The organism is Mycobacterium sp. NPDC051804, assembly GCF_044452905.1.
Taxonomy (GTDB): Bacteria; Actinomycetota; Actinomycetes; order Mycobacteriales; family Mycobacteriaceae; genus Mycobacterium.
In genome coordinates this window covers 673,107-686,981 of record NZ_JBITCD010000003.1, presented here as the reverse complement: position 1 = coordinate 686,981, position 13,875 = coordinate 673,107, and the positions used below count along the sequence as shown (strand labels likewise).

Genomic DNA, 13,875 nt, shown 5'->3' with positions numbered 1-13,875 from the left:
ACCTCCCAACAAAGAAACGCTTGCGTATCTTACGCCAGCAGCTTAGTCTGGAAATATAAGAAACGATACCGTATCTTGGAGGTAATCATGGCTCGTCCGGTGCTTTATCCGTTGCGGTCCGTCGACACTGCGACGGTTCATTACAGTGACCATCCATACGGCCGGCGGCGCATCACGATCGACCATCGGCCGTTGGCGGGCGTCACGCCCGCCATGCTGCTCGACTGGTTCACCCATCTCGGCGGCACGATGTCCTACGGCGGCGTCGTCATCGACAGGTATTTGGCCTGGCACCCCATCGATCACATCAAGTGGGAGCTTGCGCGATCGGCCCCGACGGGGGGAGCCGCCGAGGGCGCGCGATTTCACATGGTCGAGGCGTTCGGCGCCAAGCCCGAGTATCTGGTCGATGAGATCGCGCGCGTAGAGAAACTCGACGAGACGGGGATTCGGCTCGTTGTGCGGATCGCAGGCGTCATCGTCTTCCAACTCGAACACACGTGGTCAGCGGGAGCCGATGGAGCTCACTACGTCACGGTGATGGACCTCGGGCCACGGGTGGCGGTGCTGGCGCCGGTCAACCGCATCCTGCGTCGCCGGTTCTCCGAAGACAAGGCTCACGCCTGGGTCAAGCACAACATAGAAGAGGTTGGACAGCTGGAATACCTGCTGCCGCAACTGGAATCGTCAGGTGAAGCGGAACCAGCGCAGCGCGCACAGGGCCGCAACGGAGCCCCACACCGCAAGCACCGCCAGGCCGAACCAGTCAACTGACGGCGTCATCGCCTGCGACAGGGCTTCGGTCAAGGCTCCGGAGGGCGTCAGCCGCGCGATCCAGGACAACGCCGTCGGCACCATGCCGCCCTCCAGCGTCAGCGCGCCGAGGCCTGCGAAGACGAACCACAGCAGGTTCGCCACCGCGAGCACGATCTCCGCGCGCAGCGTCCCGCCGAGCAGCAGGCCGAGTGCGGCGAACCCCGCCGTCCCCAGCGCAATGATCACCGCGCCCAGCGCCAGCCCTGCGATGGGTGGACGCCAGCCGAGCGCAAAACCTATGGCGCCCAGAACGATTGCCTGAAGGAACACGACGGCCACCACCGCCAGCGATTTCCCCGCGATGATGCCCCATACCGGCAGCGCCGTCGCGCCAAGCCGTTTGAGGGCGCCATAACGGCGATCGAATGCCACGGCGATAGCCTGTCCGGTGAAGGCCGTCGAGATCACCGCCAACGCCATGATTGCCGGAACGAACGTCGCCGCGCGGTTCTCGCCGAATGTTCCGAACGGCAGCAGCGTGAGGCCGACGAGCAGGGTGATCGGGATGAACATCGTCAGCAGAAGTTGCTCACCGTTGCGCAGCAGCAGCTTCAGTTCGAGGCCGAACTGCGCGGTCAACATCTTCTGCACCGTGGCCGACCGCGGGTCCGGTGTGAAAGTCCCTGGCGCAAAGCGATTCGTCATCGCAACTCCCGGCCGGTCAAGTCGAGGAACACGTCCTCGAGGCTGCGCTGCTCCACCCGCATGTCGGTGGCAAGCACGTTGACGCGCGCGCACCACGCCGTCACGGTGGCCAGCACCTGCGGGTCGATGTCACCCTCGACGAGGTATTCGCCAGGGGCCGTCTCAGTCGCCTTGTACGTCTCGGGAAGCGCGGAGACCAACAGTGACAGGTCCAGCATGCGCGGTGCGCGGAACCGCAATTGGTTCTCCGCGCCGCTGCGCATCAGCTCTTCGGGCGTTCCACTGGCCACCGCGACACCGTGGTCGATGATGACGATGCGGTCGGCCAGCTCCTCGGCCTCGCTCAGCTGATGGGTGGTCAGCACCACCGTCACACCGTCGCGGCGTAGTCCATTGATCAACTCCCACACCACGATTCGGGCGTGCGCATCCATGCCTGCGGTCGGTTCGTCCAAGAACACCAGCTCGGGTCTGCCGACGACGGCGCACGCAAGGGCCAGTCGCTGCTGCTGGCCACCCGAAAGCCTGCGGTAGGTGGTGCGTGCCGAGTCGGTCAGACCCAACGTGTCCATCAACCATTTCGGATCCAGCGGGTTCGCGGCGTAGGACGCGACAAGGTCGAGCATTTCGCCCGCCCGCGCCGCGGGGTATGCGCCGCCGCCCTGCAACATCACGCCGATCCGCTCTCGCACTGCGGAGTTGTCACCGAACGGGTCCAGTCCGAGGATCTCGATCGTGCCCGAATCGGGCTTGATGAACCCCTCGCACATCTCCACTGTTGTGGTTTTGCCCGCACCGTTGGGGCCGAGCAGCGCCAGCACCTCGGCCGTCCCAACGTCGAGGTCGAGACCACCCACCGCCGTCGTCGACCCATACCGCTTGGTGACCCCGCGCAGGCGCACGGGGACGGAGGAAGCCCCTGATCCTGGGTGAGTCACGGGGATTCAGCGTAGGCGTCGGGCTTCACCGGTGGGGTCGGCGGTGGTTGCGGCGTCTCGGAGGCCGGCCGGGCAGTGTCTACGGCGCTGTCGTCGGTGTGGAAATCCCGGGGGATGCTGCGCCACGGCAGATGGTTGTACGTGATCGCCATGAGCAGCAGCGCGATGACCGTGCTCGCGACGACGGCCAGCAGGATCTGGAACAGAGTGAAGCGGTCGCCGTTCGCCGTCGGGCCGAAGATGCCGACCACGAGCGTGACCACGATGGTGGTCGTGCGGAACGCGGGGCGGGTGGCCCACGCCGCCAGCGGGATGATCGCCCAGAGTAAGTACCAGGGCTGAACCACCGGGAACAACAGCACCGTCAGTCCCAGGGCGACGCCTAGACCGCCGACCGGGTGCAGGCGCCCACGGAGCACCGCGAGCAACAGCCATGTCACCAGGATCGCGATGATGACGACACCGATGGCACGGGTCAGGCCGAGGATCGCGGTGGTGTGGTCACCCAGCCCGAGCAGGATGCCGACCTGTCCGGTGCCCAGTGCGGCCAGCGTAGGCAGCGACATCCAGCTGCGCACGACGTTCGCGGTACCCAACGTGAAGAGCCAACCGAACCCAAGGCCGCTGGCCCAGCCGATCAGGGCCATCACCGCCACCGACACCGCCGTGAGCGATCCGCCGGCGAGGATGAACGCCTTGATCGTGCCGCCCCATCGACAGGCCAGCGCCATCGCCACGAAGCCGAGTGCGAGCAGCGACGGCAGCTTGACTTGCGAGGACAGCGTGATCAGGACAACGCCGATCAACAGCATCAGGGACGGTCGCCACCGGGCCCAGGCTTCCGGGCCCTGCGGCCAAGCCAGCGGCTTGGGAATCAATGGCCGGGCGGCATCGATCCCGCGCAATGCGAATTCGGTGCCCGCGAGCATCAGGCCCAGCATCAATGCCTCGTTGTGGATACCCGCGACCAGATGCATGATCAGCAGCGGGTTGGCTGCGCCCAACCACAGCGCACTCACCTCGGCGACACCGCATCGCCGCGCCAAACGTGGTGTGGCCCAAACGATCAGGCCGACACCGAGCAGCACCACCAGACGATGACTAAGCACCGCGGCAACGATGTTCTCACCGGTGATGCTCGATATGCCCTCACCGATCCACAGAAATAGTGGTCCGTACGGCGCCGGGGTATCGCGCCACATGTTCGGCACCGACAGCGTGAAGACGTGATCCAGCCCGAGTCCGGGCGCGGGCCCGACGCGGTAGGGATCGAGGCCCTTCGCGGCGATCTCGCTCTGCGCCAGATAGGAGTAGACGTCGCGGCTGTACATCGGCGGCGCGATGAGCAGGGGTAGCACCCACAGCAGCAGCGTGCGGTCCAATTGGCTGCGGGACATGCGACGCTTGCCGAGCGCGAATCGTCCGAGCATCAGCCACGCGAGCGTCATCATCACCGCGCCGGTGGTGGTCATGGTCAGTGAGACCGTCTGAATCCGCGACGGCAGATTGAGCAGACGCACGCCGAAGGTCGGATCCTGCACCACTGGGCGGGCGCCGACACCCAGCGCACCGATCGCCATCAGCACCGTGCCGGTGGCGCCGAACAGACGAGTCCGACGCATCGCGATGACTTCGGCATCGTTGAGTGGAGAGCCCACCGCACGCTCGTCGGCGTGCCATTTGGCAATCGACGAGCTGAGGGAGCCGGGGCGCGCGGCCATCAGTGCAGCGTAATCGTTAGAGCGCGACGATCACCTTGCCGGTGTTTCCGCCGCTGAACAACAGGTTCAGCGCGTCGGGCGCCTTCTCAAGACCCTCGACGATGTGCTCGGACGACTTGATCTTGCCCTCGGCGATCCAGCCCGCCATCTCCAGCTGCGCGGCGGGAAAGCGGTCGAGGTAATCGAGGATGATGAATCCTTCCATGCGCCCACGACGCACGAGCAGGGTCAGATAGTTGCTCGGACCCGTCGGCGGACCGTCGTCGTTGTAGGTGGAAATCGCACCGCAGAGCACAACGCGGCCGCGCAGCGCCAGGTTCGCGAGGCAGTCGTTGAGGATCGAGCCGCCGACGTTGTCGAAGTACAGGTCGATGCCGTCGGGGCAGGCTTCGCGCAGCCGTGCCGCAACGTTCTCGTTCTTGTAGTCGATCGCCTCGTCGAAACCGAGTTCCCCGACGATGTGGGCGCACTTTTCGGCGCCGCCCGCGATGCCGACGACTTTCTTGGCACCTTTGAGCTTGGCGATCTGCCCGGCGGCCGAGCCGGTGGCGCCCGCCGCACCCGAGATCACCACGACGTCGCCCTCCTTGATCTGGCCGACGTCGGTGATGCCGAAGTAGGCGGTCATGCCGGTGACGCCGAGGATCCCGATGGCGATCCCCGGAGGCACACCATCGGGCAGCACCTGCATCGCCCGCTCGCCCGTGTCGACGATCGCGTAGTCCTGCCAGCCGGGCATGCCGAACAGCATTTGACCAGGCTGGTAGGCGTCCGTGCGGCTCTCGATGACCTCACAGACACCGCCGCTTCGGATGACCTCGTCGATCTGTATCGGCGGCAGGTAGCTGGGCACGTCGTCCATCCATGTGCGGATCGTCGGGTCGATCGACAGGTATCGGACCTGCACCAGGGCCTCACCGTCGGCGGGTTCTGGTGCGGGTTCCGTCTCCAGGCGCAGGGTGTCGTCGTCGACAAGTCCGGTGGGGCGTTTGGCCAGCACCAAACGCCGGTTCGCTTTGCTCACAGGCCGATCGTATGACGGCGCTCACGTAAGGGTCCCCTTGCTAGACCCGGTTTCGGAATTCCGTCACAATGGTGTTGTGAAATTCGTTCCGGACAGCGCTGGAGCCGCTACGGCGGCGACATCCAGTTCGGAGGGCCATACCCGTGGCGCAATCGTGCAGCTGCTGCTGGAGGCAGGGCCGATCACGGCGACAGAGATCGGCGATCAGCTGGGGATTTCCGCCGCTGGGGTACGCAGGCACCTCGATGCGCTGATGGACGCCGGCGACGCGCAGTCCAGCGCCGCGGCGGCGTGGCAGCACAGCGGTCGCGGCAGGCCGGCCAAGCGGTACCGCCTGACGTCGGCTGGGCGCGCCAAGATGGGCCACGCATACGACGACCTCGCGTCCGCGGCCATGCGCCAGTTGCGCGAGATCGGTGGTGACGACGCCGTGCGGACGTTCGCGCGCCGCCGCATCGACACCATCCTTTCGGGAGTAACGAAGGGACCCGACGACGTTGCATCCGTTGTCGATCGCGTGGCAGAAGCACTGACAACGGCCGGGTACGCTGCCACCGCCACCGAGGTGAGCGCCCCGCTGCATGGAATAGAGCTCTGCCAGCACCACTGCCCGGTATCGCACGTCGCCGAGGAATTCCCGGAACTGTGCGAAACCGAGCGCGAGGCGTTCGCCGAGATCCTGGGTACGCACGTACAAAGGCTCGCCACGATCGTCAACGGTGACTGCGCGTGCACGACGCACGTGCCGCTCACCGACACCACAGTTCGGCGCACAGCCCGCGCCGAAACCACCACCAGCAAGCTAGGAGCGTCGACATGACGACCACCCCAGAGGCCCTGACCCAGGAGCAGACCATTGAGTCGCTGGGTCGATACGGCTATGGCTGGGCGGATTCCGACGTCGCGGGCGCCAGCGCGCAGCGCGGACTGTCCGAGGCAGTGGTGCGCGACATCTCCGCCAAGAAGAGCGAGCCCGAATGGATGCTGGAGACCCGGCTGAAGGCGCTGCGCACGTTCGACAAGAAGCCGATGCCGAACTGGGGTTCCAACCTCGAGGGCATCTATTTCGACAACATCAAGTACTTCGTGCGGTCCAGCGAAAAGCAGGCCGCGACGTGGGATGACCTGCCCGAGGACATCCGCAACACCTACGACAAGCTCGGCATCCCCGAGGCCGAGAAGCAGCGCCTGGTCTCCGGTGTCGCCGCGCAGTACGAGTCGGAGGTCGTCTACCACTCGATCCGCGAGGATCTGGAGTCTCAAGGCGTCATCTTCCTGGACACCGATTCCGGTCTGCGTGAGCATCCCGAACTGTTCAAGCAGTACTTCGGGACGGTGATCCCCGCCGGTGACAACAAGTTCTCCGCACTGAACACCGCGGTGTGGTCGGGCGGTTCGTTCATCTACGTGCCGAAGGGTGTCCACGTCGACATCCCGCTGCAGGCGTACTTCCGCATCAACACCGAGAACATGGGTCAGTTCGAACGCACGCTGATCATCGTCGACGAAGACGCCTACGTGCACTACGTCGAGGGATGTACCGCGCCGATCTACAAGAGCGACTCGCTGCACTCCGCGGTCGTCGAGATCATCGTGAAGCCCGGTGGGCGTTGCCGTTACACGACCATTCAGAACTGGTCGAACAACGTCTACAACCTCGTCACCAAGCGGGCTCGTGCCGAGGCCGGCGCCACGATGGAGTGGGTCGACGGCAACATCGGCTCGAAGGTGACCATGAAGTACCCCGCCGTCTGGATGACCGGCGAGCACGCCAAGGGCGAGGTGCTCTCGGTGGCGTTCGCGGGCGAGGGTCAGCATCAGGACACCGGCGCGAAGATGCTCCACCTGGCGCCGAACACGTCGAGCAACATCGTGTCGAAGTCCGTCGCGCGCGGCGGTGGCCGCGCGTCCTACCGTGGCCTGGTTCAAGTCAACAAGGGTGCGCACGGCTCGCGGTCCAGCGTGAAATGCGATGCGCTGCTTGTCGATACCATCAGCCGCAGCGACACCTATCCGTACGTCGACATCCGCGAGGATGACGTCACGATGGGGCACGAGGCGACGGTGTCGAAGGTCAGCGAGGATCAGCTGTTCTATCTGATGAGCCGTGGCCTGACCGAGGACGAGGCGATGGCGATGGTCGTTCGCGGCTTCGTCGAGCCGATCGCCAAGGAACTCCCGATGGAGTACGCGCTCGAACTGAATCGTCTGATCGAGCTGCAGATGGAAGGCGCGGTCGGCTAGATGACTCAGAACCTCACCAATGCGGTCGAGGGCGCCAACAAAGGGGAGTTGTTCACGTCGTTCGACGTCGAGGCTTTCGAGGTGCCCGGCGGCCGCGACGAGATCTGGCGCTTCACCCCGCTCAAGCGCCTGCGCGGCCTGCACGACGGGTCAGCTCTAGCGAACGGCACTGCGAGCATCGAGGTTTCCGAATGCGCGGGTGTCAGAGTGGAGTCGGTGCGCCGCGGCGACGAGCGTCTCGGACAGGGCGGTGTGCCCGCCGACCGGGTTGCCGCCCAGGCATTCTCGTCCTTCAACAGCGCCACGGTGGTCACCGTTCCGAAAGATGTCGTCTGCGAAGCGCCGATCGAGATCGACGTGACGGGACCCGGCGAGGGCGCTACGGCCTACGGCCACCTGCAGGTGCGGGTGGGCGAGCTCGGTGAAGCCGTTGTCGTCATCGACCAGCGCGGCAGCGGAACCTATGCCGACAACGTCGAATTCGTCGTCGAGGATTCCGCCCGGCTGACCGTCGTCTCGATCGCGGACTGGGCCGACGACGCGGTACATGTCAGCAGCCATCACGCCGCCCTCGGCAAGGACGCGGTGCTGCGGCACGTGGCCGTCACCCTCGGCGGCGATCTCGTGCGGCTCACCGCACGGACGAGGTTCTGTGCACCGGGCGGTGACGCCGAGATGCTCGGCCTGTATTTCGCCGACGACGGCCAGCACTTCGAATCGCGTCTACTCGTCGACCACGCCCAGCCGAATTGTCGCTCGCACGTCACGTACAAGGGTGCGCTGCAAGGCGATCCGGACTCCGCCAAGCCCGACGCGCACACCGTGTGGGTCGGTGACGTGCTGATCCGCGCCGCGGCGACAGGCACCGACACCTTTGAGACCAACCGCAACCTGGTGCTCACCGACGGCGCCCGCGCCGACTCGGTGCCGAACCTCGAGATCGAGACCGGCGAGATTGCCGGTGCCGGACACGCCAGCGCCACCGGACGTTTCGACGACGAGCAACTGTTCTACCTGCAGGCGCGCGGTATCCCCGAAGACCAGGCCAGGCGCCTCGTCGTCCGCGGCTTCTTCGGCGAGCTGATTCAGAAGATCGCTGTGCCTGCGGTGCGAGAACGCCTCACCGAGGCCATCGAACATGAACTAGAGATAACAGAATCGAGGACAGCCACCTCATGACCACACTGGAAATCAAAGATCTGCACGTCAGCGTCGTCTCCAAGGAAGACGGGACCGACATCCCGATCCTGAAAGGCGTGACGCTCACCGTGAATTCGGGGGAGACGCACGCCCTGATGGGGCCCAACGGGTCTGGGAAGTCAACGCTGTCGTATGCCGTTGCTGGTCATCCGAAGTACACGGTGACCTCCGGCTCGATCACGCTGGACGGTCAGGATGTGCTCGAGATGAGCATTGACGAGCGCGCCCGCGCTGGCCTGTTCCTCGCGATGCAGTACCCGGTCGAGGTTCCCGGTGTGTCGATGTCGAACTTCCTTCGCACCGCCGCCACCGCCGTCCGCGGTGAGGCGCCCAAGCTGCGGCACTGGGTCAAAGAGGTCAAGGGTGCGATGGAAGGCCTCGACATCGACCCGTCGTTCTCCGAACGCAGTGTCAACGAAGGCTTCTCGGGCGGCGAGAAGAAGCGCCACGAGATCCTGCAGCTCGAACTGCTCAAGCCGAAGATCGCGATTCTCGACGAGACCGACTCCGGTCTGGACGTCGACGCGCTGCGGGTGGTCAGCGAAGGTGTGAACCGTTTCGCCGAGGCGAACGACGGTGGGCTGCTGCTCATCACCCACTACACACGCATCCTGCGCTACATCCAGCCGCAGTTCGTGCACGTATTCGTCAACGGTCGCATCGTCGAATCCGGCGGACCCGAGCTGGCCGACGAACTCGACGCCAATGGATACGAACGCTTCACCCAGGCGGTCGGAGCCTGACATGACCACGTCGGTCGAGAAGTCGACGAAGACGTTGGATGTCAACGGGATCAGGGCGGATTTCCCGATCCTGCAGCGGGTCATGCGCAGCGGAAACCAGCTGGCGTATTTGGATTCCGGCGCCACCTCGCAGCGACCGCTGCAGGTCCTCGACGCCGAGCGTGAATTTCTGACCACGTCGAATGGCGCGGTGCATCGCGGTGCGCACCAGCTGATGGAGGAGTCAACCGACGCCTACGAGAACGGCCGCGCCGACATCGCGGCCTTCGTCGGCGCCGATACCGATGAGCTGGTGTTCACGAAGAACGCCACCGAGGCCATCAACCTGGTGTCCTACGCGGTCGGCGACGACCGGTTCCCAAGAGCTATCGGTCCCGGCGACGTCATCGTCACCACCGAGCTGGAGCACCACGCGAACCTCATTCCGTGGCAGGAGCTGGCGCGTCGGACTGGTGCCACGCTCAAGTGGTACGGGGTCACCGACGACGGCCGAATCGACCTCGATTCGCTCGAGCTCGACGAGCGCGTGAAACTGGTTGCTTTCAGCCATCATTCGAATGTCACCGGCGCTGTTGCACCTGTATCCGAACTGGTGGCGCGGGCCAATGCGGTCGGCGCGGTGACGGTGCTGGATGCCTGCCAGTCGGTACCGCACCAGCCGGTCGAATTCCATGCGCTCGACGTCGACTTCGCGGCGTTCTCCGGCCACAAGATGCTGGGGCCCAACGGCATCGGCGTACTCTACGGCCGTCGCGAGGTGCTCGACCAGTTGCCTCCGTTCATCACCGGCGGATCGATGATCGAGACGGTGACGATGGAGGCCACCACGTACGCGCCCGCACCGCAACGGTTCGAGGCTGGCACGCCGATGACGTCTCAGGTCGTCGGACTTGCCGCGGCCGCACGCTATCTGACGAAGATCGGGATGCCGTCCGTCGAGGCGCACGAGGCCGAGTTGGTGGCCGCAGCGCTGAAAGGACTGGCAACCATCGACGGCGTGCGCATCATCGGGCCGAAATCCATGGAGCATCGAGGCTCGCCGGTGGCGTTCGTGCTTGACGGCGTGCACGCCCACGATGTCGGTCAGGTCCTCGATGACGAAGGTGTCGCCGTGCGCGTGGGACACCACTGCGCGTGGCCGCTGCATCGCCGGTTCGGCATCGCGGCGACCGCGCGGGCGTCGTTCGCGGTCTACAACACCCACGATGAGGTCGACCGACTGATCGCCGGCGTCAAACGCGCGGTGGAGTTCTTCGCGTGAGACTCGAGCAGATGTATCAGGAAGTGATCCTCGATCACTACAAGCACCCGCATCACCGGGGGCTGCGCGAGCCGTACCACGCGCAGTCCTTTCAGGTGAACCCGACGTGCGGCGACGAGGTGACATTGCGCGTGACGCTGTCCGACGACGGTGAGCGGGTCGCCGACATCTCGTATGACGGGCAGGGCTGCTCGATCAGCCAGGCTTCGACGTCGGTGCTCACCGATCAGGTGATCGGGCAGGACATCGGAACGGCGCTCAAGACGATCGCGGCGTTCACCGAGATGATTTCGTCGCGCGGTGCGGTCGAGGGCGACGAAGATGTGATCGGAGACGGCATCGCGTTCGCCGGTGTCTCGAAGTACCCGGCGCGGGTGAAATGCGCTCTGCTGGGTTGGATGGCCTTCAAGGCCGCGCTCGCGGAGGCGAGCGCATCAAGCGGAGTACTAGCTCCAATGAATGAGGAGATTTCAGATGAGCGACACCGCAGTGCCTAGCGACGAAATGCTCGCCGACCTCGAAGAGGCGATGCGCGACGTCGTCGACCCGGAGCTCGGGATCAACGTTGTCGACCTCGGTCTCGTCTACGGTTTGAACGTCGAGAAGGGTGAAGAGGGCGACGTCGCGTTGATTGACATGACGCTGACGTCGGCCGCCTGCCCGCTGACCGACGTGATCGAAGACCAGTCGCGGACCGCGCTAGTCGGCAGCGGTCTGGTCAAGGAGATCAAGATCAACTGGGTGTGGAACCCGCCGTGGGGTCCGGACAAGATCACTGAGGACGGCCGCGAACAGCTACGCGCGCTGGGCTTTACGGTCTGAGGCCCTGAGGTCGGCGGCCGCCCCGTCGGTGATCAGCACACGATGCCACCGCCGAAGAGGCCGGTGCCGCACTCGAAAGCCGAGCCTGGCGGGATGACTGGGCCGTCAAAGACATTGCTGGGGCTGTAGTCGATAGAGCCGTCCAAGTTCTTGGTGGCGACATTGCCCATGCCCATGCGTACGTACTGCCAGGTGTGGCACACGTTCATATCCCACACATAGACGGCCCCAGGGCCACTCGGGGGATACATCGACTGTCCCGGACACCACTGATGCGGCACCGATGGCGAAGCCACAGCGGTGCCCGTGCCCACGCCGAGGCTTGCCGCCGCGAGACCGACCGAGGCCAGCGCCCCCGCGAGAATCCGTTTGGTTGACACTGCGTACGTCCTGTCGTTTGTGCGCCGCGCCGGTTGGCGGCGTCGTTGCACGAAGTACACACTGCCAGTCGTACTACCGATCCCAAGTTGTAGAAAGCCGCCCGACCAGCTCTAGCATGTCTGCGACGACAAGGTCCGGCTGAGGCAGCGCGACTGTGGGCAGCGGTGCGTTGCCCGGGCGCGTGATCAGCGCGCCGCGGAACCCCGCCGCCTGAGCGCCGATGGTGTCCCACACGTGTGCGGCGACCATCATGCAGTCCGACACCTCGACCCCTAACTCTTCGGCGACGCCCGTATACAGCTCAGGGGACGGCTTGAACACGCGCCAGGTGTCGACACTGAATTGCTTCTCGAAGTGCTGTGCAAGGCCGGCGTTCTCCAGTGGTGTCGGCACGCCCGGCTTCGGCGGCGAATTGGTCAGGGTGACAAGCCGATAACCCCGCGCACGTAGCTCGGCGAGCCCCTCGGCGGCGTCGGGGTGTGCGGGCATGGTGCGCATGCCATAGGCGAAATCCGCGAGGTCGCCCTCGCTGATCGGTACTCGGCGACTGCCGCCGATCATGTGTAGAACAGCTTGACCGAGGGTGAAGAAGTCGACGTAGTTGCCCGACAGGGTGGCTGCCATCGAATACATGACGAGCTGGTTGAACCACTCACGAAGGACCAGGCGATCGCCGAACATCCGCTCGAAGTGCGGGGCCAACGATTCGATGTCGATCAGCGTCTCGTTGACGTCGAAAACCAGCACCGTTGGACGGTCAATCATTTCGGTCGCCGCGTTCCTGAAGCACCCACGTGTTGCCGTCGGGGTCGCTGAAGTCGGCGAAGCTGGCGTAGTCGGATCTGTGCGGATCGGCGCCGAGGCGGTACCGGCCGCGCCACTGGCCGTTGTCGACATCCTTGTGCCGGATGGACGTCACGCCGACGCCGTGCGCGACGAGTTCGTCGCGCACCGCGCTGATGTCGTCGACCACGAGGTACAGACCATGCACCGAACCGGGGTGCGCGTCGGTGAGTCCGATGCCGAACTGTATCGACGTGTCCGAGCCCGGCGGCGTGAGCTGGACGACGCGGAAGTCCGTGGCGGGCGCGTAGTCGACGTCGAGGGTGAAGCCGACCTTGTCGCGGTAGAAGTCCAGCGCCTTATCGACGTCGGAGACGGGCAGGATCACGACTTCCAGTGTCGCCTTCACGACGTGCTCCGCGACGCGTTCTGCAGGAGCTCGTCGGAGTCGAGGCCGCGGTCGATGCCGTGGGCGACCACGGTCTGGCCTGGTTCCAGATGCAACCGCTGATCGTCGAGCCAGACCTCGATCTTGTCGGGTTCGAAGGACACCAGCCCGCTGACCCGGCCGGACTCCGGCCACGCGTTGAGGTACGACCACGCCGCGCGCTTGCGCTCACCGATCGTGTAGTAGTCGGCCAAACCCTTGTACGGACAGAACGTTTGGCCGTCGACATGCTCGAGTAGCGTCTCGTCGACGTCATCGCGGGGAACGTACCAGCGTGGGGCGAAACCCGATTCGTACAGGACCACCGGGTGGTTGGTGTCGGCGACGACGCGGTCGCCGTCGCGGACCACCAGATGGCGTGAGGTGTTGCGGATGTCGATGCGGTGGTACGGGTCGGCTGCATGTCCGACGATGCGGTCGTCTTCTTCGTAGAAGGCGTCCATGGCCCGCCATGCGAAGGCGACACGATCGGTCAACTCCGCAGCGTGGGCCGGAAGAGACGTGTGTTGCCACGCCGCGTGCGGGATCTGCCGATCGCCGACCGCGACGGTGTACCAACGCATGTCGCCCAGATCGCCATGTTGAGTGACACGGTCTTCGTCGACGAGGATGCCCTCGCGGATATCGGATCGCGGAAAGTACGCCACGGGGTAGCGGCCCGGTTCGTGCAGCGCCAGCACGGTCTCGCTGTCGGCGATCCACTCGTCACCCACGCGCACCCGCATCCGCCGCCGTAGCGGTTCGGCGAACAGCAATTTCTCGGGTAGCGATGCCGCGGTCAGGAAGCGGCCAACCGCTCCTGCGGCCAAAGGGCCTTGTTGCCATGCCAATCCCATCGTCGTGCTCCTT

General features: G+C 65.2%; 16 protein-coding genes. 8 read left to right on the top strand and 8 right to left on the bottom strand.

The features are described from left to right. Positions 1-87: 87 nt before the first annotated feature. The gene (locus tag ACIA48_RS14435; protein WP_396732216.1) at positions 88-774 is read left to right on the top strand and encodes a hypothetical protein; all 687 of its coding nucleotides are present in this window, start codon (positions 88-90) and stop codon (positions 772-774) included. On the opposite strand, the gene ACIA48_RS14430 is transcribed toward ACIA48_RS14435, so the two are convergent. The 4 genes from ACIA48_RS14430 to ACIA48_RS14415 are packed head-to-tail and all read right to left on the bottom strand — an operon-like array spanning position 688 to position 5,144. Beyond that, positions 688-1,461 (bottom strand): ABC transporter permease, encoded by a 774-nt coding sequence (locus ACIA48_RS14430; RefSeq protein WP_396732213.1) that lies wholly within the window; start codon positions 1,459-1,461, stop codon positions 688-690. The genes ACIA48_RS14435 and ACIA48_RS14430 overlap by 87 nt on opposite strands. Continuing rightward, entirely contained in the window at positions 1,458-2,399 is a 942-nt protein-coding gene (locus tag ACIA48_RS14425; RefSeq protein ID WP_396732210.1) for an ABC transporter ATP-binding protein, read from the bottom strand. Before ACIA48_RS14425 ends, ACIA48_RS14430 begins: the two co-directional genes overlap by 4 nt. Further along, positions 2,396-4,120 (bottom strand): polyprenol phosphomannose-dependent alpha 1,6 mannosyltransferase MptB, encoded by a 1,725-nt coding sequence (mptB, locus tag ACIA48_RS14420; RefSeq protein WP_396732207.1) that lies wholly within the window; start codon positions 4,118-4,120, stop codon positions 2,396-2,398. The genes ACIA48_RS14425 and mptB overlap by 4 nt, the downstream gene beginning before the upstream one ends. Positions 4,121-4,136: 16 nt before the next feature. Next, the gene (locus ACIA48_RS14415) at positions 4,137-5,144 is read right to left on the bottom strand and encodes an NADP-dependent oxidoreductase (RefSeq protein ID WP_396732205.1); all 1,008 of its coding nucleotides are present in this window, start codon (positions 5,142-5,144) and stop codon (positions 4,137-4,139) included. Between the two features lie 76 nt (positions 5,145-5,220). On the opposite strand from ACIA48_RS14415, the gene ACIA48_RS14410 reads away from it, so the two are divergent. The 7 genes from ACIA48_RS14410 to ACIA48_RS14380 are packed head-to-tail and all read left to right on the top strand — an operon-like array spanning position 5,221 to position 11,414. Further along, complete coding sequence (locus ACIA48_RS14410) at positions 5,221-5,964, top strand: helix-turn-helix transcriptional regulator (RefSeq protein ID WP_396732202.1); 744 nt, start codon at positions 5,221-5,223, stop codon at positions 5,962-5,964. Then, complete coding sequence (gene sufB / locus ACIA48_RS14405) at positions 5,961-7,388, top strand: Fe-S cluster assembly protein SufB (protein ID WP_396732199.1); 1,428 nt, start codon at positions 5,961-5,963, stop codon at positions 7,386-7,388. The genes ACIA48_RS14410 and sufB overlap by 4 nt, the downstream gene beginning before the upstream one ends. Continuing rightward, positions 7,389-8,567: a Fe-S cluster assembly protein SufD gene (gene sufD / locus ACIA48_RS14400; RefSeq protein WP_396732196.1), complete on the top strand. Its 1,179-nt coding sequence runs from the start codon at positions 7,389-7,391 to the stop codon at positions 8,565-8,567. After that, the gene (sufC, locus tag ACIA48_RS14395; protein ID WP_396732193.1) at positions 8,564-9,331 is read left to right on the top strand and encodes a Fe-S cluster assembly ATPase SufC; all 768 of its coding nucleotides are present in this window, start codon (positions 8,564-8,566) and stop codon (positions 9,329-9,331) included. The genes sufD and sufC overlap by 4 nt, the downstream gene beginning before the upstream one ends. 1 nt (position 9,332) lies before the next feature. Further along, the gene (locus ACIA48_RS14390) at positions 9,333-10,592 is read left to right on the top strand and encodes a cysteine desulfurase (protein ID WP_396732190.1); all 1,260 of its coding nucleotides are present in this window, start codon (positions 9,333-9,335) and stop codon (positions 10,590-10,592) included. Then, positions 10,589-11,089, top strand: coding sequence for a Fe-S cluster assembly sulfur transfer protein SufU (gene sufU, locus ACIA48_RS14385; protein WP_396732187.1), 501 nt, complete (start codon positions 10,589-10,591; stop codon positions 11,087-11,089). The genes ACIA48_RS14390 and sufU overlap by 4 nt, the downstream gene beginning before the upstream one ends. Then, complete coding sequence (locus ACIA48_RS14380; protein WP_396732184.1) at positions 11,067-11,414, top strand: metal-sulfur cluster assembly factor; 348 nt, start codon at positions 11,067-11,069, stop codon at positions 11,412-11,414. The genes sufU and ACIA48_RS14380 overlap by 23 nt, the downstream gene beginning before the upstream one ends. A gap of 32 nt (positions 11,415-11,446) precedes the next feature. Here ACIA48_RS14380 and ACIA48_RS14375 read toward each other — a convergent pair whose 3' ends face one another. The 4 genes from ACIA48_RS14375 to ACIA48_RS14360 all read right to left on the bottom strand — a co-directional run bounded on the left by ACIA48_RS14375 (position 11,447) and on the right by ACIA48_RS14360 (position 13,862). Continuing rightward, the gene (locus ACIA48_RS14375) at positions 11,447-11,794 is read right to left on the bottom strand and encodes a hypothetical protein (RefSeq protein WP_396732181.1); all 348 of its coding nucleotides are present in this window, start codon (positions 11,792-11,794) and stop codon (positions 11,447-11,449) included. A 73-nt stretch (positions 11,795-11,867) separates the two neighbouring features. Further along, positions 11,868-12,557, bottom strand: a complete 690-nt coding sequence (locus ACIA48_RS14370) for a haloacid dehalogenase type II (protein ID WP_396732864.1) — start codon at positions 12,555-12,557, stop codon at positions 11,868-11,870. After that, positions 12,553-12,987, bottom strand: coding sequence for a VOC family protein (locus tag ACIA48_RS14365; RefSeq protein WP_396732178.1), 435 nt, complete (start codon positions 12,985-12,987; stop codon positions 12,553-12,555). Before ACIA48_RS14365 ends, ACIA48_RS14370 begins: the two co-directional genes overlap by 5 nt. Next, on the bottom strand, positions 12,984-13,862 hold the full coding sequence (locus ACIA48_RS14360; protein ID WP_396732175.1) for a DUF427 domain-containing protein: 879 nt from the start codon (positions 13,860-13,862) through the stop codon (positions 12,984-12,986). The genes ACIA48_RS14365 and ACIA48_RS14360 overlap by 4 nt, the downstream gene beginning before the upstream one ends. Positions 13,863-13,875 lie beyond the last annotated feature (13 nt).

Coding starts and splice junctions, on each gene's coding strand:
- ACIA48_RS14435 (WP_396732216.1), top strand. CDS start 88: ATGGCTCGTCCGGTGCTTTATCCGTTGCGGTCCGTCGACACTGCGACG.
- ACIA48_RS14430 (WP_396732213.1), bottom strand. CDS start 1,461: ATGACGAATCGCTTTGCGCCAGGGACTTTCACACCGGACCCGCGGTCG.
- mptB (WP_396732207.1), bottom strand. CDS start 4,120: ATGGCCGCGCGCCCCGGCTCCCTCAGCTCGTCGATTGCCAAATGGCAC.
- sufB (WP_396732199.1), top strand. CDS start 5,961: ATGACGACCACCCCAGAGGCCCTGACCCAGGAGCAGACCATTGAGTCG.
- sufD (WP_396732196.1), top strand. CDS start 7,389: ATGACTCAGAACCTCACCAATGCGGTCGAGGGCGCCAACAAAGGGGAG.
- sufC (WP_396732193.1), top strand. CDS start 8,564: ATGACCACACTGGAAATCAAAGATCTGCACGTCAGCGTCGTCTCCAAG.
- ACIA48_RS14390 (WP_396732190.1), top strand. CDS start 9,333: ATGACCACGTCGGTCGAGAAGTCGACGAAGACGTTGGATGTCAACGGG.
- ACIA48_RS14380 (WP_396732184.1), top strand. CDS start 11,067: ATGAGCGACACCGCAGTGCCTAGCGACGAAATGCTCGCCGACCTCGAA.
- ACIA48_RS14360 (WP_396732175.1), bottom strand. CDS start 13,862: ATGGGATTGGCATGGCAACAAGGCCCTTTGGCCGCAGGAGCGGTTGGC.